The organism is Cellulomonas cellasea (assembly GCF_030372105.1).
GTDB lineage: Bacteria > Actinomycetota > Actinomycetes > Actinomycetales > Cellulomonadaceae > Cellulomonas_A > Cellulomonas_A cellasea_A.
The window spans coordinates 20,177-40,216 of record NZ_JAUDBQ010000020.1; the positions used below are offsets into that span (position 1 = coordinate 20,177).

Consider the following 20,040-nt stretch of genomic DNA (forward strand, 5'->3'; position numbering starts at 1 on the left):
CCTGCGAGCGCGGGGCGGGCTGTGCTCACGTGGAGGGCTGGCCCCGCCCGACCGCGAGCGCCGCGAGCCCCACGGACACCGCATCCTCGACGAGGGCGCCCGTCCAGTCAGGGGCACGCGCGTCGACCCAGCCGCGCCACGCGGCGCCCGTCCAGGTCCCCGCGAGGGCGCCGGCCGCTGCGGCGAGCGCGGGCAGCGGCACCGGCGAGCCCGCGCGTCGGGCGAGGATCGCCGAGCCGGCCACGGCGTTCGCCACGCGCAACGCGGGGCCCGGCGGGTTGAGGCGGCTGGGGGTGGTGGGGAGCTTGTCGATCACCAGCTCGCCGACCACCCCGATCGCCAGCGCCCAGCGGCGCGCCCGCATCCGGCGGGAGGCAGCCTCGGGCGGCGGGCCGGTGAGCAGCAGCGGCGCCGCCAGCCCGAGCGATCCCCGTCCACCTGTCGCCACGCCGAGCACGAAGCATCGTGCGACAACCTCACGCGCCTTCATCCGCCGCTCCCCCATCCGCCCAAAATGGCCCCTGCGGGGGCGGGCGGCAACTGCTGCGGCGAGTGTTCCCACGGCCGGGCGCCACACCCTCCTGCGGAGCCCGGCCATGGAGCCTCAACCGGCGGGCGCGAAGTCCAGGTGCGCGTCCGCCACAGCCACGACGCTCCAGGTGGTCCCGGAGTCGTCGGACAACTCGTAACTGGGCAGCAGCACTGTGGCGCCGTTGTCCAGGGTGGTCAGCCCGAGCCCGAGCCGTGCCGACGTCAGCGTGACTTCGGTGACGGCCCACGGGAGCTGGGCGCCCGCGCGCGGGGTGGGCGGGACGGTGAAGTCGGGCTCCACGGGCATGATCGCCAGGTCGGGCTCGGCGGCGAGCCCGGCAGTGCGGGCCAGCGGCATGATCCCGCCCCACGTGCTCCCGAACCGGGGGTCGGTGAGCCGTGCGACGGCGTCCGCGGGGCTGATGATGTCCAGCGCGCCGAGCTCGACCGTCGGCGCCAGGGTTCCGTACAGGCTCTGCACCACACCGCCGGCGGCGAGCGTCACGTTCCAGGCGACCCCGGTCCGCTGCCCGTCGAGCAGCAACTCTGCGGACACCGACGCCAGCTCGGTGGTCCAGCTCTCCGTGAGCGCGAAGTCGTACGCGGTGTCGTCGACGCCGATGGTCCGCAGCACCTCGCGCGTCCGCTCGATCGCCTGATCGGCGCCGGGCGCCGGCTCGCCGCCCGTGCACGTCGCAGGCGCGGGCGCCGGGGCGATCTCCACCGCCGAGCCGCTGGGGGCGTCGGCCGCGCCGCCCATGCTGGTGGACGTGTCGACGCACTGGCCCGCCTGGACGGTGGGGTCGTAGTAGTTGACGCTGGTGAGCCCGTCGGGCTGCACCTGCACCATCGGCGCGGTCCCGTCGTTGGGGCCCACCTGCCAGGAGCCCCACTCCTGCACGGGCTCGCCGGTGACGCCGAGCGCCTCCGCGATCCGCGCAGCGCCCTCGCTCGCGAAGGTCGCCTCGGCGTCGAAGCCCCAGGCGGTGGCGGTCCCGCCGTCGGTGGACAGGCCCGATCCGGTGAACACGGTCCGCCCGCCGAAGCCCATGGACATCCGACCGTCCGCCTTCATGGCCGCGCTGTCCGCGCTTGCGGGGGCTCCGGCGCCGCTCTCCGCGACGGCTCCACCGAGGTCGATGGCCGCGGGAATGGGGCTGCCAGCGGCGACCTGGTCCGAGCCGGACTGCCCGGCGCCCAGGGCGAAGCTGCCGGTCCCGACGATCGCGAGGGCCGCGACCCCCGCGGCGACCTGGAACCAGCGCGCGCCCATCGGGAGGCGTCGGCGACGCGCGGCGAGCTCGTCCACGGGGGCAGCGGCGAGGTCGCCGGTGCGGGCCGCCACGGCGGCGTTGAGCCGGTCGACGTCGGGCTCGGCGCCGGCGGCCGGGTCGGCGTCGCGCAGGCGGTCGAACGGGTCGTCGGGCGGGAGTGGCGGCACGCTGTTCACGGTGACCTCCGGGATCGGGATGGGGGTGCGACAGGGTTGAGGAGCCTCTGCCCTGTCTATGTGTCGTCGGGGCCGGGACTTGCACCCGGCGGCGCCAGGTCAGGCGGGGGCGTGCGCCGCCCAGGCGTCCTGCAGGCGCGTGCGGGCGCGGGACAGCGCGGCGTCGGCGCCACCCCGGCTGATGCCGAGCACCTCGGCCAGCTCGGCGCCGTTGAGGCCCTCCCAGGCGCCGAGCAGCAGGATGCGGCGGTCCCGGGGGCTGAGCGCGGCGAGCACCTCGCGCACCTGCTCGTCGGCCACCGCGAGGGTTGCGGGGTCGCTCTCGTCGATCTCGTCGGGCACGTCGCCCACGGGCACCGGGCGGCCCTTGCGCCGGTGGTTCGCGAGCACGAAGCCCGCGGTGCGGTACAGCCACGGCAGCTCGGCGCCGAGGGGCACGTCGGCCCGGCGGCGCCAGGCGACGGCGAGCACGTCGGCGGCCAGGTCCTCCGCGTCGTCGCGGGGCGCCCGGCGCATGAAGTACCTGGAGAGCGCTGGGCCGTGCTCGCGCACCACAGCCTCGAACCACGACGCGTCCTGCGGTACGCCGACGCTCAACCCCTCGGGGGTGGGCGTCGTGTCGTGGTCACGTTCGGTCCGCGGCGGCACGGCGTCTCCTGGGCTCGGGGGGTGCGCTCGGGCGAGAGCTCCTCCACCCAGCCTGTGTCGCGGCCCACCGGCATCTTGCACGCCGCCTGCGACATTCCTCGAACTCGTCAGCCCGCGCCCAGGCCCGTGCCCCGCCGGCACGAGCCCGGGCCGTCGTCACGGGCCCTGCGCCACGCGGGCGGCTCGCGGCTACAGGCCGTCCGCCACCTCGGCGGTGACCTGCAGCCACGCCTCCCTGGTCCGCCGGGACAGCGCGTCGTAGCCGATGGGCCCGCCGCTGACGAGCCCGCTGTCGTACGGCACGTCGATCACCGATCGGGTGAGCGCCCCGAAGTGCTGGTGCAACCGCCGGCGCAGCCTGCGGTCCACGCGCGGCGCCGGCGCGGAGAGCACCGTCACCGCCTGCCGGATGAGGTCGTCATGGCCGGTGGCCCGCAACGCGTCGAGCGCCCACGCGGCGGACTGCGCAGTGTCCTCGCGAACGGTGGACACCACCACGAGCTGGTCGGCGACGTCCACCGCCGCCTGCCAGTTCGACGCCCGCATGTTGTTGCCGGTGTCGACCACCATGACCCGGTAGAAGCGCTCGAGGGTGCGGTGCAACTCGCCGAAGGCCTCGGCGTCGACGGAGGCGGCGGAGGCCGCGTCCTCGTCGGAGGCGAGCACGTCGAACTGCGCCGAGCCCTGCGAGCGCACGTAGTTGTCGAGGTCGCCCACGCGGGCCACCTGCAGGTCGGTGAAGCGCGACAGGTTCTGCAGCAGGTTGACGGCCGTGTTGGTGTGGCGCGCGTGCTCCGAGCGCCAACCCAGGGTGCCGCGCGTCTCGTTGTTGTCCCACGCCAGCGTGTAACCGCCGCGGTGGATGCCGAACGTCGAGGCGAGCAGCAGCGTCGCCGTGGTCTTGTGCGCGCCGCCCTTGGGGTTGATGACGACGATGGTCTTGGGGCCGTCGAGGCTGCGCTGCACGGCCCGCACGGCGTCGCGGTGCCGGTGCTCGTTGCGGCCGGGCCCCACGGTGACCAGCCCGAGGGTCGCGCGCCGCACGGCCACCTGCCAGCCGTGCTCGGCGGGGCCGGTGGGGCTCTGCGACCGGGTGGCGAGCAGGTCGTCGAGGGTCGGCAACGCGTCGTCGTCGGGCTCCGCGGCCGCCGGGCGCCGGGTGGAGCGCGTCGTGCGGGCCGTCCGGCCGCTGGCATGCGCTCCCCCGTCGGGGGCGTCACGGTGGCTCGTGGCCGCTGCGCTGGCCGCCTCCTCGACGGTGCCGTCGGGGTGGATGACCAACGACCAGGTGCCGTCGGGGTCCTCGACCTCGGCGGGCAGCGGCCGCCCGGCGCGTCCGGCGAGCTCGGCGATGAGGCCCGTGACGGCGGCCCCCGCCTCGGCCATGCTGCCGGTGGCGACGCGTTGGACTATCCCCTCGATCACGATCTCGCCCGTGCCATCGGCCCGGACGACGGCTTGCACCGGGTCGGACGTGTGCACGTCTTGAGCAACGGCTCCTGGCTCGCTCATCAGCTGGGCCTCCCATCGACGGTGACGATGCCGTCCCGAACCTACGCTGGACCTGTCGTTTTCGCATCGTAAAGGACATTTCCGGCATTAGTGGCGCAGAGCGCCCGCGCGCCGGGGCGGCCCACGGCGCCTAGGCTCGGACCGGTGAGGACCTTCCTCCTGCTCGCGTCACGCGCCGAGGACGTCGCCGCGGACGACGAGCTGGCGGCCTTCCTCCGGTTCGGCGGCCTGGACCCCGATCGGCTGCACCGGGTGCGCATGGAGGCCGGCCCGCTGCCCCCGATCGACCTCGACGACTACGCGGGCGTCCTGATGGGCGGGAGCCCGTTCAACTCCTCCGACCCGGAGGACGCCAAGCCGCCGACGCAGCGCCGCGTCGAGGCCGAGCTCCGCCCGCTGCTGGACCAGATCGTCGAGCGCGACGTGCCGTTCCTCGGCTCCTGCTACGGAGTCGGCACGCTCGGCGTCCACCAGGGCGCGGTCATCGACAGCCGCTACGCGGAGCCGGTGGGGCCCGTGGCCATCACCCTCACCGACGCCGGGGTGGCCGACCCGCTGCTCGCCGGGCTGCCGCGCGTCTTCGAGGCGTTCGTCGGGCACAAGGAGGCCTGTGCGGAACTGCCCGCCGCGGCCACCCTGCTCGCCTCCTCCCCCGCGTGCCCGGTGCAGATGTTCCGGATGCGGCGCCACCTGTACGCGACGCAGTTCCACCCGGAGCTCGACGCGCAGGGCATCCTCACCCGCATCGAGGTGTACCGGCATGCGGGGTACTTCCCGCCGCATGAGGCTGATCAGGTGGCCGCCCGGGTCCGCGCCGGCGACGTCTCCTGGCCGCATCTGGTGCTGCGCAACTTCGTGCGGCTGTTCGGCTGACTGGCGCGCCGGGCCCCGGGACGGCCCGCGTCCGGCACAGCGGTATCGGTCGGCGGATGGGCTCTTGCCGCGCCGCCGTGGGGTCACTACCTTCACGATGCCCCGGCCTGGACGCGCACCGCCCACCCCGATGGCCTCCCTGCGACGAAGCGAGGACGACATGCCGCCCCGAGCGCACCCCCCGACCTCCGCCGAGTCGCCCCCGGCACCCTCCGCACGGGCGACGGCGCACCGCAGGGTCGCCACCGCCGCCGGAGCCCTGGCGCTGATCGTGCTGCTCGCCGTCGGCTGGCCAGTCGCCCAACGGATGATGTTCGACGCCACCGCCCAGCCTGGCTGGGCGGTGGTGCAGGGCTCCATCGGCGGCGAGGTGCGCGCCGTGCACGACTCCGACCCCGAGGGCCCGACCTTCGCCCTCGACCTGGGCTCCACTCCCGCGTCGCCAGGCCAGCGGGTGGCAGTGCGCTACGACCCGGACGATCTGCAGCGCGTCGTCCCGGCCGCGAGCTCGGTGTGGAGCGCGCCGATGCTGGCCGGCGCGGTGCTGGGCCCGGCACTGGCCGCCGTCGCGATCGGCGCCGCGATGCGCGGGCGACGAGGACACTGACCGCTCAACTCCGCGGCGCCGCCACCCCGAGCTCGTCGAGCAAGAAGAGGAACGCCCGGGCGTACGGGTGCTCGCGGACCTCGGCGGCCAACCGGTCCCAGTCGACCTGCTCGCGCAGGGCCCGGGCGATCGGCAGCAGCCGCGTGTAGTCGCAGAAGTGCTCGCCCAGCACCCGCAGCTTCGCGGACAGCACGTCGGTGGCGTCCATCACCGGCATCCGCACGGCCAGCACCTCGATCACGTCGGAGCGGGCCAGCATCTCGGGGGTGACCGGCTCGCCCACCATCCGGAAGATGACGTCCACCAGGGCGCCCCGCCGGTAGGCCTTGAACAGCCAGTCCTCAGCGGGCTCCCGCACGTCCAGGCCCGCGGCGGCGATCACCGCCTTCGCGCGCTCGACATCCGCCTCCGCGATGGCGAAGTCCGCGTCATGGCTGGGCTCCGGCGCCCCGCGGGCCCAGGCCGCGTACCCGCCCACGAGGGCGAACGGGATGCCCGCGCGGCCCAGCGCGACGGCTGTGCGGCGCAGCCCGTCCTGCAGGTCGTCGCGCGGCCCGCCCTCGGGTTCGGCGCCGTCCGTCATGAGGCGTGTGTACACGACAGCGCGCGCCCGCGCAGCGTGGACAGGACAATCGAGCCGATGCGCCTCGCGACCTTCAACATCCTGCATGGACGCTCCCCGACCGACGGCCGGGTGGACCTCGACCGCCTCAGGTCGGCTGTGCGCGCCCTCGACGCGGACGTCCTGGCGCTCCAGGAGGTCGACCGCGACCAGCCCCGATCCCACGGCGCCGACCTCACGGCGGTGGCCGCCGAGGCCATGGGCGCCGACGAGCACCGGTTCGTCGCGACGATGCACGGCGAGCCCGGGGTGTGGTCGGCGGCGACGGGCGACGAGCAACCCGCCGCGTCGAGTTACGGCATCGCGCTGCTCAGCCGCCTGCCGGTGCTGTCCTGGCAGGTTGTGGCGCTGCCCGCGCTGCGGGGGCGCGCGCCGGTGCAGTTCCCGGGCGCCCGGCTGCCCGCGCTGGTGCGGGACGAGGCCCGGGCCGCGGTGCTCGCGGCCGTCAGCACCCCGCAGGGCCCGCTGACGGTCGTCGCGACGCACCTGACGTTCATCCCGGGCTGGAACGTGGTCCAGTTGCGCCGACTGGTGCGGGCGCTGCGCCGTCAGCCGCGTCCGCTCGTGCTGCTGGGCGACCTGAACCTCGACCCGCGGCGCGCGGCGCAGGCCTCGGGGATGCGCGCCTTGGCCCACGCGGCGACCTTCCCGTCGCAGTCACCGCAGCGGCAGCTCGACCACATCCTGGCCGACGGCCCGGTGGCCGCCGACGGCGCCGCGGCGTCGCTCGACCTGGGGCTGTCCGACCACCGCGCGCTGGCGGTGGACGTGCGCGTCAGTCCTGGTTCTCCACGGTGAACCACACCGTCTTGCCGCCGTCGTCCAGTCGCTCGACGCCCCACGCGGAGGACAGCGTCGCCACCAGTGCCATGCCGCGCCCGTTCGGGTCGGTGGGCTGCGGGCGGCGCACCCGTGGGCGGGTCGGGCTCTCATCCGTGACCTCGACGCGGACCTCGTCCTGGTAGATCCGCACGTGCACGCGGATCTCCCCGTCGGACGGCCCGTGCAGCACGGCGTTCGCGACCAGCTCGCCGGCGAGCAGCTCCACGACCTGGTTCGACGCGCCGTGCACGCCCGCCGCCGCGACGGCCCGCATGATCCAGTGCCGGGCCGCTCGAGGCGCCGAGCGCTCGGCTCGAAGGACCAGCTCGCCGGTCTCGGCGAGGGCCTCCCTGCGCCGCACGCTGCCGGCACTGCGTAGCTCTCGGACGTCGCCCACCGGTCCACTGTGCCCGACGCATGGACCGTCTGCCGGGTGAACAGCGCCCTGGATCTGTACTCGTGTCCAGGTCGCGCCACCCCAGTGGGAGGATTTGCCCGACTCCTCCCGCTATCGCCGTGGGAGCCCTCTCACCAGGCACGTTCACCCACACGGCCCCTAACCTGACGAGACCCGGACGGCCCAGGCCCGCCGGGACGCGACCACGACGGCGAGGAGCGGGCATGGCGTCCGATGCGCTCGTGTACGGCACCGCACGCGCCCGATGGGTGCTGCTCGCCACGGTGCTCGGCTCGGCCGTGGCGTTCATCGACGCCACCGTCGTGACCATCGCCCTGCCGCACATCGGCAGCGAGCTCGACGCGGGCACCGCCGACCTCCAGTGGACCGTCAACGGGTACGCGTTGACGCTCGCCGCCTTCTTGCTGCTCGGCGGCTCCCTCGGCGACAGGCTCGGGCGGCGGCGGATGTTCCTGGTCGGCGTGGTGTGGTTCGCCGCCGGATCGGCCCTGTGCGGGTTCGCGCCGAACATCGGGACGCTGATCGGGGCCCGCGTGCTGCAAGGCGTCGGCGGGGCGCTGCTCACCCCCGGCTCCCTGTCCATCCTGCAGGCGTCCTTCGACGAGCAGGACCGGGGCAAGGCCATCGGGGCGTGGTCCGGGCTGGGCGGCATCGCCGGCGCGGCGGCGCCCTTCCTGGGCGGCTGGATCGTGGACGTGGCGAGCTGGCGCTGGATCTTCTTCATCAACCTGCCGCTGACGGCCCTGGTGGTGGCGGTCACGCTGCGCCACGTCCCGGAGTCCCGCAACCCGCAGGCCGCCCAGTCGCTCGATGTGGGCGGCACGCTGCTCGGCGCGGTGGGGCTCGCGGGCCTCACCTACGGGTTCACCGCCTGGCCGGCCTACGGGCCCACCGACCTGCGGGTGGCGGGCTCGTTGGCCGTGGCCATCGTCGCGCTCGCCGCCTTCCTCCTGGTCGAGCGACGGACAGCGCATCCGCTGCTGCCCCTGCGACTATTCCGCTGGCGCCCGTTCAGCGGCACCAACGCCGCGACGTTCCTGGTGTACGCGGCGCTCGGCGGGGTGTTCTTCTTCCTGGTGGTGACGCTGCAGGTCGTCTCCGGGTACAGCGCGCTGGCCGCGGGCCTCGCCCCGCTGCCCGTGACGGTGCTGATGCTGCTGCTCTCGCCGCGCGCCGGCGCGCTGGGCACCCGCATCGGCCCCCGGCTGCCCATGACCCTGGGGCCGCTCGGCTGCGGGGCGGGGGTGCTGCTGCTCGCCGGCGCGGGTCCCCACGCCCCCTACCTGACGGCGGTGCTCCCCGGGGTGGTCGTGCTGGGCCTCGGGCTGTCGCTGACCGTGGCGCCACTCACCTCGACGGCGCTCTCCTCGGCGCCGGACCACCTGGCGGGGGTCGCCAGCGGCGTCAACAACGCCGTGGCCCGGATCGCGAGCCTGCTGGTCATCGCCGTGCTGCCGCTGGTGGCGGGCGTGGGCAGCAGCCTCAACGACGCGGCCACGCTCGCCCCCGCCTACCGGACGGCGATGTTCGTGTGCGCGGGGCTGATGGCCGGCGGGGCCCTGATCGCCTGGTGGACAGTGCCTGGGACCGCCGCTGGCGCACGGCCATCGCCGGGGCTGTCGGCGGCATGAGCGACGATGGGCGGGTGCCCGACTACCTCGCCCGCATCACCGTCCAGGACGTCCCCGACGAGGCGGTGCGCGCCGGCATGGCCGACGCCCTCGGCGCCAGCGGCGACGACCACCCCGATGGGCTCGGCCCCGACGGCGGCGCCGTGGCCTTCGAGGTCCCCGGCGAGGCCCCCGACCTCGCCACCGCGCTGGACGCCGCGCACCGGCACGCCGCCGAGGTGCTCGACGGGTTCGTGTGGGAGGTGGAGGTGGACCCGCGCTGAGCCCGCGCAGACGCTGAGCCCGAGCAGACGCTGAGCCGGCTGCGCGTCCGCACCGGGGAGTCCCCCCGACCCCCGGTGCGGACGGGCAGCCGGCTCAGAGCCGCGCTGGCCCGGCGAGTCGCCCTGGCTCCTTCACCCGATGTCGATGTCCTGCCGGTACACCGACGCCGGGTCGACGCCGAAGCGGTGCACGAGCTGGGCCACCACAGCGGCGGCATGCGCGTCGTCCGCCACCGCCTGCACGCGCAGCCGCTCGCGGAAGTCCACCCGCTGGTAACGCCCCCGGAAGGACTCGACCACCGGCGTCGCGGAGTACACGGCGGCCTCGGACAGCACGATCGACTCGGCGCCCGCGGCGAGGAGCGCGTCGCGCAGCTCGTCGACCCGGCCGGCGTCCACCAGCGCGGTGACGAGCTGGCGCCCGGCGCGCCGACGCCGCCGGCCGCTCGCCGCCACCACCGGCACTGGCCGCGGGTCGCCGGCGCCGTGTCCGGCGGACTCCATCTCGGAGGCGGCCACGCCGCTGAGCGCGTACGCCGCCGCGCCCTGCTGCGCGCGGTCCAGGTCGCCCTGCTCGTCGAGCGGGACCCGCAGGCCCACCGTCACGTTGACCAGTGCGGCGATCACCCAGCTCAGCACGAAGGAGAAGACGACCACGCTGACGATCGCGATCACCTGGTCGCCCAGCAGCGCGCCGCCTCCGCCGTTGAACAGCCCGTCCGCGCTGATCGGGTTGATCGCGCTGTCCGCGAAGAACCCGAGCAGGAACGAGCCGAGGATGCCGCCGGTGAAGTGCACGGCGATCACGTCGAGCGCGTCGTCGTAGCCGAGCCGGAACTTCACGCGCACGGCGAGGTTGCACACCAGGCCGGCGATGACGCCGATGAGGATCGCCGCCCCGGTGCTCACGTAACCCGCGCAGGGCGTCACCGTCGCCAGGCCCGCCACCGCGCCGGACGCCGCGCCGACGAGCGTCGAGTGCCCGCTGGTGAGCCGCTCGAGCAGCAGCCACGCGCACATCGCCCCGGCGGCCGCCACATGCGTGTTCATGAGCGCCTGCGCGGCGATCCCGTCAGCCTGCAGCCCATCCCCCGCGTTGAAGCCGAACCACCCGAACCACAGGATGCCCGCGCCCGCCAGCATCAGCGGCAGGTTGCTGGGCGATGACGAGACGTGCGGCCAGCCGCGCCGCCGGCCGACCACCAGCAGCACCGCGAGCGCCGCGGCCCCTGCCGACGCGTGCACCACCATCCCGCCGGCCCAGTCCTGCGCGCCCATCGCCGTGAGCCAGCCTTTGGGGTGCCACAGCCACCGGGCGACCTGCGGGTACACGGCCAGCGACCACAGCGCGAGGAACACCACCCAGCCCAGCATCTTGAGCCGGCCGGCGGTGGCGCCCGTGAGCAACGCGGGTGTGATGACGGCGAACATCATCTGGTAGGCGACGAAGGCCAGCACGGGGATGGTGACGCCCGCGGCGACGGTGTGGAACTGCGGCTGCTCGACGTCCAGCAGCGCCGTCGCGTCGAAGGCCCCCAGGTACTTGGTGCCCTCGTTGCTGAAGGCCAGCGTGTACCCCAGCAGCACCCAGGTCAGCGAGATGACGCCCAGCGGCACGGTGTTCTGCAGCATCATCGCCAGCGTGTTGCGCGAGCGCGCCATGCCGCCGTAGAACATCGCCAGGCCCGGGGTCATGAACAGCACGAGGGCAGCGCACACCAGCACCCATGCGGTGTCTGCCTCGTTCATGTCGCAGCCTCCCCGAGAGCGTGCCCCCGCCGCTCTGCTCGGGCCCCGGCGGCGGTCTCCCGCGCCTGCGCCCTCTGCTGCGAATGTAAACGAGTGGGACATAGGCCGCGATTCGACCCGGCCCGGCCCGGGTCAGCGCACGGGCGTCCACCGCGGTCCGGCGCGACGGTCGAGCGTCGGGCGGATCGTGTGGCCGAGGCCGTCGACGGTGGCGACCACGTGCTGGCCCACCGCGAGCGCGTGCTCGTCGTCCGGGACGGTGAACCGCACGCTGATCCGCGCCTCGCCATGCGTGACTGCGAGGTCGGAGGCCTCGACCGTGGAGAGCTCGCGCGCGGCGGCGGCGGCCGTGGGCAGGACGCCGGCCGGGTCGACGCCAGGGCGCAGCAGTCCGACGCCGATCGAGACGCGGTAGGAGGGCATGGGCGTCCACCGTACGCGCCCCGACGCCTTCTCTGAGGCGCCTCAGACCGCTGCCCGACGACGCCGCCCCGGCAAGACCCGTCATCTGACTGATCCGTCGGCCCGGGCCTCAGGGCCACTGTGCGAGACGCGGAAGAAGGCGCGCATCGGACACAGGAGAAGGCGATGAACGACATGTGGGGGCAGGGCTTGGAGGCCGAGCTGGCGTACCGGCGGGAGCGGATGCTCGCGGACCTGGTGGGCATCGGCGGGCGCCCGTGGGGCAGGGACGACGAGGGCGGCGTCATCGGGCGGAGGGTGGTCGAGGTGGGGCTGCTCGCCCGGGTCCGCCGTGCGGTCCGGCGGGCCGGGCGTGGGTGGGGCCTGACAAGATCGGGGACATGGGCCGCACCTCGATGACGACGCAGTTCGTGGCGCGGCATCAGCAGGTCGAGCAGATCGCCGCGGCACTGGCCCGGGCGGCCGAGGGGCGCCCGGGCGCGGTGCTGCTCGGGGCCGACGCGGGTGTGGGCAAGACCCGGCTGCTGCAGCGCAGCGCCGAGCTGGCGCAGCGGGCCGGCGCCACAGTCGTCACGGTGCACTGCGTGGACCTCGGCGAGATCGGGCTGCCGTACCTGCCCTTCGCGGAGGCCCTGTCGCAGCTCCGCGCCCTGCAGCCGGAGGCGGTGGGCGGGGCGCTGACGTCGCGCCCTGCCCTGGGGCGGCTGCTGTCGGCGGGCGCCCATGAGCTGCCCGCGGGCGAGGACCAGACCAGCCGGCTGCAGCTCTTCGACGGGCTGACCGAGGTGCTGGGCGCCGTGGGCCGCGCGGGCGCGCCGCTGCTGCTGGTCATCGAGGACCTGCACTGGGCCGACCCGTCGAGCCGGGACGTGCTGCGGTTCCTGCTCGCGCGGCTGCGGCAGGAGCATCTGCTGGTCGTCGCGAGCTACCGCGCCGACGATCTGCACCGCCGCCACCCGCTGCGGCCGATGCTCGCTGAGCTGACCCGGCACCCCCGCGTCGAGCGCATCGACCTGCCCGCGTTCACCGTCGACGAGCTCCGCGAGTTCGCCACCGCGACCCTCGGCCGCGCGCTGCCCGAGGCCGAGCTGCGCCGGGTGAGCGAGCGATCCGAGGGGAACGCGTTCTTCGCCGAAGAGCTGCTGGAGACGACGGCGGCGGACGACGACTCCCTGCCGTGGACGCTGCGCGACGTGCTGCGCAGCCGGCTCGAGCAGCAGGACCCGGCGGTGCAGCGGCTCGCCCAGGTCGCCTCGGTGGCCGGGAGGCGCGTCGACGAGCCGTTGCTGCGCGCCGTGGCCCAGGAGGCGGCGGGCGCCGAGCTCGACGCCGCGCACGGCTTCGACGCCGTGCTGCGCGAGGCCGTGGCCCATCACGTGCTGCAGGGCGAGGACCAGCGGATCGCGTTCCGGCACGCGCTGCTGGCGGAGGCCGTCTACGCGGACCTGCTGCCGGGCGACCAGGTCGCGCTGCACCGCGCCTACCTGCGCGCGATGGAGGCCGACCCGACGCTCGGCCTACCGTCCCAGGTGGCGGTGCACGCCATGCGCGCCCACGACCTGCCGACGGCGCTGCGGGCCTCCCACGCGGCCGCCCGTGCGGCGGCCCAGGTGCTGGCCCACGTCGAGGAGCTGCGCCAGCGCGAGACGGTGCTCGAGTTGTGGGACGCGGTGCCCGGAGCCGCCGCGTTGGTGGGGGCGGACCTCGTGGACGTGCTGCTGGCGGCATCCAGGGCCGCGAGCCGGTGCGGCGAGCTCGAGCGCGCCATCGCACTGGCGGCGAGGGCGGTCGAGGCCGCGACGGGCGACGTCACCCGCCAGGCGCAGGTCCGCACACTGCTGGCCCGGCGCCTGCTCGCCGACGACCGGGTGCGCGACGCGCACACCGAGGCCGGGCTGGCGTTGGCCGCCCTGGCCGAGGCCCCCAGCCCGGAGGCGCTGCCCTGGGCGTTGGCGACCCACGCCCGCGCGGCGATGAACCTCGACCTGGACGAGGAGGCCGAGCGCAGCGCGGAGTCGGCCGTGGCCAGCGCCCGGGCAGTCGGCAACGCCGGCGCGGAGGCCGACGCCCTCACCACCCTGGCGGTGCTCGTCGTGGACGACCCGGAGCGCGCCGCCGCGCTGCTGACCGAGTCCGCGGCGCGCGCTCGGCAGGCGGGCGATCTCGCCACCGAGCTGCGCACGCTCCACAACCTGGCGACCACGCACTACTACGCGGGGCAGCTCGCCCAGTCCCACGCGATCGCCACACAGGCGACGGCGCAGGCCCGCGACGCCGGGCTGGCGTTGAGCGTCGGCGGGGTCACGGTGTGGGCGTTCTCGGAGATCGTGCGGTACGCGCTGGGCGACCTGAGCCCCGCTCCGCAGGACCACCCACCGGCGCCGGCGTCGATGGCGCCGCTCTTCGCGGCCATCGAGCTCTACTCGGCGGTGGCGCGCGGCGACGCGGACGTGATCGAGCGCGGCCAGGCGATGCGGTCCTCCTGGGACCGTGACGGGCAGCTCGCGCTCATCGCCGGGGGCTGCACCATCGAGGCCCTGGCCTGGGCCGGCCGGGGGGACGAGGCCGTCGACCTGGCGCTCGAGCTCATCGACCACCTGGGCCGCACCTGGAGCGACAACTTCCTGGGCGGCATCCGGCTCGCGGCGCTGGCCCTGGGCGCCCTCGCGGACGGCGCCGAACGGGACCGCCACGCGGGCGCCGACCCGGCCGCACGCCTCGCGCTGGGCTCCGAGCTCATCGAGCGCGCCCGGGCCGCCGCCGAGCGCGGGCGCCCGAGGGGCGGACGGCTCGGGCCCGAGGGCAAAGCCTGGCTGGCGCGCGCCGAGGCGGAGCGCGCACGGCTCGACGGCGCCGCCGACCCGGCCCGCTGGCAGGCCGCCACCGAGGCGTTCGCCTACGGCCACCACTACGACGGCGCGTGCACGCGGGCCCGCTGGGCCGAGGCGCTGCTGGCGTCCGGCGACCGCCTCGGGGCGTCACGGGAGGCCGCCCGCGCACTCCTCGACGCGCAGCAGATGGGCGCCGAGCCACTGCGGGCCTGGGTCGCCGCGCTGGCCCGGCGCGGCCGCCTCGACGTGCCCGGCGTCCGCGCGCCAGCGGTCGACCTGCTGACGGCCCGCGAGGCGGAGGTGCTGGCCCTCGTGGCCGACGGGCTCAGCAACCGGCAGATCGGCGAGCGCCTGTTCATCAGCGGCAAGACGGTGAGCGTGCACGTGTCGAACCTGCTGGCCAAGCTCGGGGCGTCGGGCCGCGCGGAGGCCGTCGACGTCGCGCACCGACGCGGGCTCATAGGGGCGCGGGTCGAAGGCTGAGCACCCACAGGGCCTCCCGGCCTGCTGTGCCACGATGGCGCCACCCATTCCTGCATGACTCGAGGCGCCCCATGATCCACAGCACTGACCGCATCCAGACCACGCACGCCGGCAGCCTTCCCCGGACGCCCGAGCTGCTGGCCGCGAACGCCGCCCGCGAGGCCGGCGGGACCGCCGAGGGCTATGACGCCCTGCTCTCCGACGCGGTGCTCGACCTGGTGCGCCGCCAGCGCGACCTGGGCATCTCCGTCCCCGGTGACGGGGAGTTCGGCAAGTCGATGAGCTCCGCCGTGGACTACGGCGCCTGGTGGTCGTACTCGTTCCAGCGGCTGGGCGGCCTGGAGCTCGACACCGCGATGGCGTGGGCCACCGCCGACCACACGTCGTCGCCCGGCGACATCCGCCTCACCGGATTCGGCAACCGCCGCGACCAGGTGCGGTTCCGCGAGGCGTACACGGACCCGGCGAGCGGCATCTTCGCCGCCGAGGGCCCCAAGCCGTTCCCGAAGTGCACCGGGCCGCTGACGTACACGGGCCAGAAGGCCATCGCCTCCGACGTCGCGAACCTGCGCTCGGCGCTCGACGCGACGGGTGTCGCCGAGGGCTTCATCACCTCGATCGCGCCCGGCAGCGCCGCCCGCATCGCCAATGAGCACTACGCCACCGACGAGGAGTTCGTCTGGGCGTGCGCCGACGCGCTGCGCGAGGAGTACGTGGCGATCATCGAGGCCGGCCTGGTGCTGCAGATCGACGACCCGTCGATCGCGGAGAGCTGGGACCAGATCAGCCCCGAGCCGAGCCTCGAGGACTACCTGGCGTTCACGCGCGTCCGCGTCGAGGCGCTGAACCACGCGCTGCGCGGGCTGCCGGAGGACCAGATCCGCTACCACCTGTGCTGGGGCTCCTGGCACGGCCCGCACACCACCGACCTGCCCATGAAGGACATCGTCTCGACGATGCTCGAGGTCAACGCCGGCGCGTACTCCTTCGAGGCCGCCAACGTGCGCCACGAGCACGAGTGGCGTGTGTGGGACGACGTGAAGCTGCCCGACGGCAAGCTCATCCTGCCCGGCGTGGTGAGCCACTCCACGAACGTCGTCGAGCACCCGGAGCTCGTCGCGGACCGCATCGAGCGCTTCGCGACCCGCGTCGGCCGCGAGAACGTCGTCGCCGCCACCGACTGCGGCCTCGGCGGCCGCGTGCACCCGCAGATCGCGTGGGCGAAGCTCGAGTCGCTGGTGCAGGGCGCCGAGATCGCCTCGCAGCGCCTCTGGGGCTGATCGCGCCCTGATCTGACCGGCCGGCTCGTCCCCTCCGCGAGGCGACGAGCCGGCCCGGGAAGAACCCGGGCCCTCGGGAGCGTTCCGCTCGCATGCCCACAGTGATCACGCCTGTCGACCCGCTGCTGCCCACTGTCAGCGCCGAGGCGTCCCCCACCGCCACGGCCTACGACCCCGCCGCCGACCGGCAGGCAGAGCTCGACCGCCAGATCCAGGCGTATGTGGAACTGGGCGTGGCCGGACTGCTCGGCCTCGACGCCGCGGGCCTGCGCGCCCTGGCGGAGCCGCTGCGCCCTGCCCTCGCGGCCCTGCCGGCTCCCGCCGCCGACGCCGGTGACGACTCCGTGCCCTTCGTGCTGGTGCTGAGCCCCGACCTCTTCGCCGAGCACGGCCACGACCTGAACGACGCGGTGCCCGCGATGCGACGCGGCCGCCAGCGCGGCGTCAGTGTGATCGACCGCGAGGAGCTCGCGACGTACCGGCCTATCGAGGGCGTCGAGCAGCCGGCCGGCCCGGTGTGGTTGCTGCACGGCATCGACACCGGCTCGGAGTTCTGCGGGACGCCGCCCGAGGCCGCGCTGGTCACGGTGCGCGGCCGGGACCGGACGCCACTGACCATCCCGGAGGGCATCGCGCTGACCGTCGTGCGGCCCGACATGCTGCGCCCCAACAAGTGCTACTCGCTGATGGGGTCGCGAGCCGGGAACCAGCGGGTGCCCGCCGTGTGGATCAGCGAGCGCCGTGCGAAACTCGGCTGGTGCTGGGACCGCAACCCGCACACCTGGCTCGGGGCCGCGTCGGCCGCCGGGCGTCAGGGAGTCTGAGAGCCGTCCACAGCCGGACGCCTTACCCTCCGAGCGTCAGTCCAGCAGCCTCACCCGTGGACTCGCGCCGCGGGCGACCCGTAGAGGAGTCACCCATCACCGCCTCGCTCGTGTTCGTGCACGGCATGCGCACGTCCTCGGCGATCTGGGACCGCCAGGCCGCCGCGGTGACCACGTCAGGCCACCACGCCCGTGCCGTGGACCTGCCCGGCCATGGCTCGCGCGGCGGCGAGCGCTTCACCTTCGACGCGGCCCTCGAGACGATCGACGACGCCGTGAGCTCCTGCCCCACCCCGCCGCTGCTGGTCGGGCTGTCCCTGGGCGGGTACGCGTCGCTCGCCTACGCCGCCTCCCACCAGCGCAAGCTCGCCGGGGCGGTGCTGGCGGGCTGCTCCGCCGAGATCCGCGGCAAGCCGATCGGGGCGTACCGCCGGGTGACCAACCACATGTCACGGGCCTTCGGGCTGGGCGGCGACGACTGGCATGTCGTGAGCGACATGCTGGGCGCGCTCAAGGGGTACTCGTCGCTGGCGCACCTGCGCCTGCTGCGGCTGCCCGTGTGGCTGGTGAACGGCATCCGCGATCCGCTGCGGATAGACGAGCGGCGCTACCTGTCCGTGCTGCCGAGCGCGCGCCTGACGGTGGTGCCCGGCGCGGGGCATGACGTGAACAGCCACGCGCCGACGGCCTTCAACCGGGTGCTGCTCGACGCGGCGCACCGCTGGCGCGCCGCCAGCCCTGTTCCCGCCAACGCCGTTCCCGCCTGATGTCACACGGGGCCGGGGGCCACGTGCCCGTCGGCTGTGCGCAGCGTGGTGTCCGGGCCGGGGAACACCAGCGTCCGCTCCCCGGAGTCGTCCCACTGCACCACGAAGGGTGGTGTCCCGTCGGCGTGCCTGAGCTCCACCACCAGGCCCTCGCGGACGTGCCCGCCCACGACCCCGGAGCTGCTCATGATGCGATCCCCCACGGTTGCCTTCATCGCACTCCCCCAGTGCTCGAACGGGATCGGCCGCCGGTGTCGGCGCCCTTCCTCCCATCCTGCCCCGCCGACGCGCGGATGACACGTGCTCGCCGGAGCCCGCCCGTCTCCGTGTGAGATGCGTCCGGTCAGCCCTCGACGACCCCGCCGAAGGGGTTGACGGACTGCGCATACCGGACATGTGTCCACATGAAGCCCCGCAATAGTGGAAGATCGTAGAGATGCCCTACCGACCCGCCGGGAAACCCCGCCATCTGCCGAACAGTCCCTTCAATGCCGCACGCGAGGCGGCGCTCGCCAAAATCGTCCCGTTGCCAGTCGGCACACGGGTCTCGCATGAGCGGCACGGCCTCGGCCGCGTCATCGCACTCGACGGCGACGCAGCCGTCATCGTCGACTTCGGGAATGGGGAGCGTCGGCGCGTCGCGCTGAACAGCCCCAAGATCGAGCGCCTGGAGGACTGACCGGGCCGTGGCCCGGTCTCCTGGACACTGGCGTCCTGTGCACCGCCGATCGGCGGGCACGGAAACGAGGAGGTCCGTGCCGTGCGCGCCATCGACAACCCCGTCCTCGCGGGGTGCCACCCCGACCCGTCGGTGTGCCGGGTCGGTGACACGTACTACCTGGTGACGTCGTCCTTCGGCTACTTCCCGGGCATCCCGGTGCACCGCAGCCAGGACCTCGTCGAGTGGGAGCTGATCGGCCACGTCCTCGACCGCCCGGAGCAGGTGGACTTGCACGGCCTGGACATGTCAGACGGGGTCTGGGCGTCGACCATCCGCCACCACGACGGCGTGTTCTACGTGGTCTCCGGCATCGCCCGCGAGCGCACCGGCGCCAGCATCTTCGTCGTCACCGCCACGGATCCCGCCGGCCCGTGGTCGGATCCGGCGGAGCTCGACGCCGAGGGGATCGACCCGTCGCTGTTCTTCGACGATGACGGGCGCTGCTGGCTCACCGCCGCGCGGGACGCCGTGGCCCCCTCCGCCACCGGCCCAGGCGAGCTGTGGATGCGGGAGCTGGACCTCGCCACACTCCGGCTCGTGGGCGAGACGCATGTGCTGTGGCACGGCGCCCTGAGCGGCCAGTGGGTGGAGGGCCCGCACCTGTACCTGCATGCCGGCCGTTACGTGCTGCTCGCCGCGGAGGGGGGCACCGAGCGCCACCACGCCGTCACCGCCGCGACGGCCACCGCCGTGACCGGCCCGTACTCCACCGATCCCCGCAGCCCGCTGCTGACCCACCGGCACGTCGGCAGGGGGCACCCCGTCCAGAACGTCGGCCACGCCGACCTGGTCGACACCCCGTCCGGGCAGTGGTGGGCGGTCGTCCTGGGCGTGCGGCCCGTCGCGGGCACGCATGTGCTGGGGCGCGAGACCTTCCTGGTCCCCGTCGAGTGGTCGCCCGACGGGCCGGTGTTCGCGCCAGGCGTCGGCGCGGTGCTTGTGCGCGATGAGGGCGACGCGGCGCCGGGCCACGTCGAGGCCCTCGATCCCGGAGCCTCCCTTGCCCTGCAGGGCTGGTCCAGCCTGCGCGGCCCGGTCGCGGACCGGATGGCGCCCCAGGACGGCGCCCTGGTCCTCACCCCCTCCACCGCACGCCTCGAGGGCTGCGGCGCCCCGACGTTCGTCGCCCGCCGCCAGCAGCACCTGCGGTTCCACGCCACCTGCCGATTGCGGGTCGACGGCCTCACCGGCGACGAGCAGGCCGGGCTCGTGGTGTTCATGCACCAGGACCGGTTCGTCACGCTCGCGCTCGGCCTCGACGACACGGGAGCCCTCGAGGTCCGCGTGGTCGCCCGCACCACAGCCGGCAGCGAGGTGCTCGCACGCGCGCCAGCGCCCGGGGGCCCGGTGACCCTGCGCGTGACCGGCGACGACACGAACTACACCTTCACGCTCGACGGCCCCGGGCAGGCCCGGCCGCTCACCCTGGCGGAGGTCGACCGGTCGTTCCTCAGCACCGAGGAGGCCGGCGGGTTCCTGGGCGTCCACCTAGGTGTTTTCGCCGACGGAGCCCTCGGGCCCACCTCCGCCCGCGCCACCATCGAGGAGTTCGTCTACGAGCCCCAGGCCCCGCCGACGCCCTGAC

General features: G+C 74.7%; 21 protein-coding genes. 12 read left to right on the top strand and 9 right to left on the bottom strand.

Going from position 1 to position 20,040, the window contains the following annotated elements:
• Positions 1 to 25: 25 nt before the first annotated feature.
• The 4 genes from QUV83_RS16050 to QUV83_RS16065 form a co-directional block, all read right to left on the bottom strand.
• A complete protein-coding gene (locus QUV83_RS16050) occupies positions 26 to 490 on the bottom strand; it encodes a hypothetical protein (RefSeq protein WP_289565933.1) in 465 nt (154 codons plus the stop codon).
• A 114-nt stretch (positions 491 to 604) separates the two neighbouring features.
• A complete protein-coding gene (locus QUV83_RS16055; RefSeq protein ID WP_289565934.1) occupies positions 605 to 1,972 on the bottom strand; it encodes a hypothetical protein in 1,368 nt (455 codons plus the stop codon).
• Positions 1,973 to 2,080: 108 nt separating this feature from the next.
• A complete protein-coding gene (locus tag QUV83_RS16060; RefSeq protein WP_436231937.1) occupies positions 2,081 to 2,629 on the bottom strand; it encodes an RNA polymerase sigma factor in 549 nt (182 codons plus the stop codon).
• Positions 2,630 to 2,818: 189 nt separating this feature from the next.
• Positions 2,819 to 4,141: a MinD/ParA family ATP-binding protein gene (locus QUV83_RS16065; RefSeq protein WP_289565935.1), complete on the bottom strand. Its 1,323-nt coding sequence runs from the start codon at positions 4,139 to 4,141 to the stop codon at positions 2,819 to 2,821.
• 144 nt (positions 4,142 to 4,285) lie between these two features.
• On the opposite strand from QUV83_RS16065, the gene QUV83_RS16070 reads away from it, so the two are divergent.
• Positions 4,286 to 5,014, top strand: a complete 729-nt coding sequence (locus QUV83_RS16070; protein WP_289565936.1) for a glutamine amidotransferase — start codon at positions 4,286 to 4,288, stop codon at positions 5,012 to 5,014.
• A gap of 160 nt (positions 5,015 to 5,174) precedes the next feature.
• Positions 5,175 to 5,621 (top strand): hypothetical protein, encoded by a 447-nt coding sequence (locus QUV83_RS16075; protein WP_289565937.1) that lies wholly within the window; start codon positions 5,175 to 5,177, stop codon positions 5,619 to 5,621.
• Positions 5,622 to 5,625: 4 nt separating this feature from the next.
• On the opposite strand, the gene QUV83_RS16080 is transcribed toward QUV83_RS16075, so the two are convergent.
• Positions 5,626 to 6,204, bottom strand: a complete 579-nt coding sequence (locus QUV83_RS16080; protein WP_289565938.1) for a nucleotidyltransferase family protein — start codon at positions 6,202 to 6,204, stop codon at positions 5,626 to 5,628.
• Between the two features lie 57 nt (positions 6,205 to 6,261).
• On the opposite strand from QUV83_RS16080, the gene QUV83_RS16085 reads away from it, so the two are divergent.
• The gene (locus tag QUV83_RS16085; protein WP_289565939.1) at positions 6,262 to 7,041 is read left to right on the top strand and encodes an endonuclease/exonuclease/phosphatase family protein; all 780 of its coding nucleotides are present in this window, start codon (positions 6,262 to 6,264) and stop codon (positions 7,039 to 7,041) included.
• On the opposite strand, the gene QUV83_RS16090 is transcribed toward QUV83_RS16085, so the two are convergent.
• The gene (locus QUV83_RS16090) at positions 7,019 to 7,462 is read right to left on the bottom strand and encodes an ATP-binding protein (protein WP_289565940.1); all 444 of its coding nucleotides are present in this window, start codon (positions 7,460 to 7,462) and stop codon (positions 7,019 to 7,021) included. The genes QUV83_RS16085 and QUV83_RS16090 overlap by 23 nt on opposite strands.
• 224 nt (positions 7,463 to 7,686) lie before the next feature.
• On the opposite strand from QUV83_RS16090, the gene QUV83_RS16095 reads away from it, so the two are divergent.
• Positions 7,687 to 9,114 (top strand): DHA2 family efflux MFS transporter permease subunit, encoded by a 1,428-nt coding sequence (locus QUV83_RS16095; protein WP_289565941.1) that lies wholly within the window; start codon positions 7,687 to 7,689, stop codon positions 9,112 to 9,114.
• Positions 9,111 to 9,377: a hypothetical protein gene (locus QUV83_RS16100; RefSeq protein WP_289565942.1), complete on the top strand. Its 267-nt coding sequence runs from the start codon at positions 9,111 to 9,113 to the stop codon at positions 9,375 to 9,377. The genes QUV83_RS16095 and QUV83_RS16100 overlap by 4 nt, the downstream gene beginning before the upstream one ends.
• A 132-nt stretch (positions 9,378 to 9,509) precedes the next feature.
• On the opposite strand, the gene QUV83_RS16105 is transcribed toward QUV83_RS16100, so the two are convergent.
• Positions 9,510 to 11,126, bottom strand: a complete 1,617-nt coding sequence (locus QUV83_RS16105; RefSeq protein WP_289565943.1) for an ammonium transporter — start codon at positions 11,124 to 11,126, stop codon at positions 9,510 to 9,512.
• 132 nt (positions 11,127 to 11,258) lie between these two features.
• Entirely contained in the window at positions 11,259 to 11,549 is a 291-nt protein-coding gene (locus tag QUV83_RS16110; protein ID WP_289565944.1) for a hypothetical protein, read from the bottom strand.
• A 165-nt stretch (positions 11,550 to 11,714) separates the two neighbouring features.
• On the opposite strand from QUV83_RS16110, the gene QUV83_RS16115 reads away from it, so the two are divergent.
• The 5 genes from QUV83_RS16115 (at position 11,715) to QUV83_RS16135 (ending at position 17,734) form a co-directional block, all read left to right on the top strand.
• On the top strand, positions 11,715 to 11,948 hold the full coding sequence (locus QUV83_RS16115) for a hypothetical protein (RefSeq protein WP_289565945.1): 234 nt from the start codon (positions 11,715 to 11,717) through the stop codon (positions 11,946 to 11,948).
• Complete coding sequence (locus tag QUV83_RS16120) at positions 11,930 to 14,863, top strand: helix-turn-helix transcriptional regulator (RefSeq protein WP_289565946.1); 2,934 nt, start codon at positions 11,930 to 11,932, stop codon at positions 14,861 to 14,863. Before QUV83_RS16115 ends, QUV83_RS16120 begins: the two co-directional genes overlap by 19 nt.
• Before the next feature lie 71 nt (positions 14,864 to 14,934).
• The gene (locus QUV83_RS16125; protein ID WP_289565947.1) at positions 14,935 to 16,143 is read left to right on the top strand and encodes a cobalamin-independent methionine synthase II family protein; all 1,209 of its coding nucleotides are present in this window, start codon (positions 14,935 to 14,937) and stop codon (positions 16,141 to 16,143) included.
• Positions 16,144 to 16,235: 92 nt separating this feature from the next.
• Positions 16,236 to 16,967 (top strand): DUF5701 family protein, encoded by a 732-nt coding sequence (locus QUV83_RS16130; RefSeq protein ID WP_289565948.1) that lies wholly within the window; start codon positions 16,236 to 16,238, stop codon positions 16,965 to 16,967.
• Between the two features lie 56 nt (positions 16,968 to 17,023).
• Complete coding sequence (locus tag QUV83_RS16135; RefSeq protein WP_289565949.1) at positions 17,024 to 17,734, top strand: alpha/beta fold hydrolase; 711 nt, start codon at positions 17,024 to 17,026, stop codon at positions 17,732 to 17,734.
• Positions 17,735 to 17,736: 2 nt separating this feature from the next.
• Here QUV83_RS16135 and QUV83_RS16140 read toward each other — a convergent pair whose 3' ends face one another.
• Positions 17,737 to 17,949, bottom strand: coding sequence for a DUF1918 domain-containing protein (locus tag QUV83_RS16140; protein WP_066585832.1), 213 nt, complete (start codon positions 17,947 to 17,949; stop codon positions 17,737 to 17,739).
• Positions 17,950 to 18,170: 221 nt separating this feature from the next.
• Between QUV83_RS16140 and QUV83_RS16145 the strand changes: the two genes are divergently transcribed.
• Positions 18,171 to 18,413, top strand: a complete 243-nt coding sequence (locus QUV83_RS16145) for a hypothetical protein (RefSeq protein ID WP_289565950.1) — start codon at positions 18,171 to 18,173, stop codon at positions 18,411 to 18,413.
• 81 nt (positions 18,414 to 18,494) lie between these two features.
• Positions 18,495 to 20,039 carry a glycoside hydrolase family 43 protein gene (locus QUV83_RS16150; RefSeq protein ID WP_289565951.1) on the top strand — a complete coding sequence of 515 codons (1,545 nt, stop codon included), beginning with the start codon at positions 18,495 to 18,497 and terminating at the stop codon, positions 20,037 to 20,039.
• Position 20,040 lies beyond the last annotated feature (1 nt).

Bases quoted from the DNA above. Each gene is read 5' to 3' on its own strand.
- QUV83_RS16050 (WP_289565933.1), bottom strand. From the start codon at position 490: ATGAAGGCGCGTGAGGTTGTCGCACGATGCTTCGTGCTCGGCGTGGCG.
- QUV83_RS16065 (WP_289565935.1), bottom strand. From the start codon at position 4,141: ATGAGCGAGCCAGGAGCCGTTGCTCAAGACGTGCACACGTCCGACCCG.
- QUV83_RS16075 (WP_289565937.1), top strand. From the start codon at position 5,175: ATGCCGCCCCGAGCGCACCCCCCGACCTCCGCCGAGTCGCCCCCGGCA.
- QUV83_RS16080 (WP_289565938.1), bottom strand. From the start codon at position 6,204: ATGACGGACGGCGCCGAACCCGAGGGCGGGCCGCGCGACGACCTGCAG.
- QUV83_RS16085 (WP_289565939.1), top strand. From the start codon at position 6,262: ATGCGCCTCGCGACCTTCAACATCCTGCATGGACGCTCCCCGACCGAC.
- QUV83_RS16095 (WP_289565941.1), top strand. From the start codon at position 7,687: ATGGCGTCCGATGCGCTCGTGTACGGCACCGCACGCGCCCGATGGGTG.
- QUV83_RS16100 (WP_289565942.1), top strand. From the start codon at position 9,111: ATGAGCGACGATGGGCGGGTGCCCGACTACCTCGCCCGCATCACCGTC.
- QUV83_RS16105 (WP_289565943.1), bottom strand. From the start codon at position 11,126: ATGAACGAGGCAGACACCGCATGGGTGCTGGTGTGCGCTGCCCTCGTG.
- QUV83_RS16110 (WP_289565944.1), bottom strand. From the start codon at position 11,549: ATGCCCTCCTACCGCGTCTCGATCGGCGTCGGACTGCTGCGCCCTGGC.
- QUV83_RS16115 (WP_289565945.1), top strand. From the start codon at position 11,715: ATGAACGACATGTGGGGGCAGGGCTTGGAGGCCGAGCTGGCGTACCGG.
- QUV83_RS16120 (WP_289565946.1), top strand. From the start codon at position 11,930: ATGGGCCGCACCTCGATGACGACGCAGTTCGTGGCGCGGCATCAGCAG.
- QUV83_RS16125 (WP_289565947.1), top strand. From the start codon at position 14,935: ATGATCCACAGCACTGACCGCATCCAGACCACGCACGCCGGCAGCCTT.
- QUV83_RS16130 (WP_289565948.1), top strand. From the start codon at position 16,236: ATGCCCACAGTGATCACGCCTGTCGACCCGCTGCTGCCCACTGTCAGC.
- QUV83_RS16140 (WP_066585832.1), bottom strand. From the start codon at position 17,949: ATGAAGGCAACCGTGGGGGATCGCATCATGAGCAGCTCCGGGGTCGTG.
- QUV83_RS16145 (WP_289565950.1), top strand. From the start codon at position 18,171: ATGCCCTACCGACCCGCCGGGAAACCCCGCCATCTGCCGAACAGTCCC.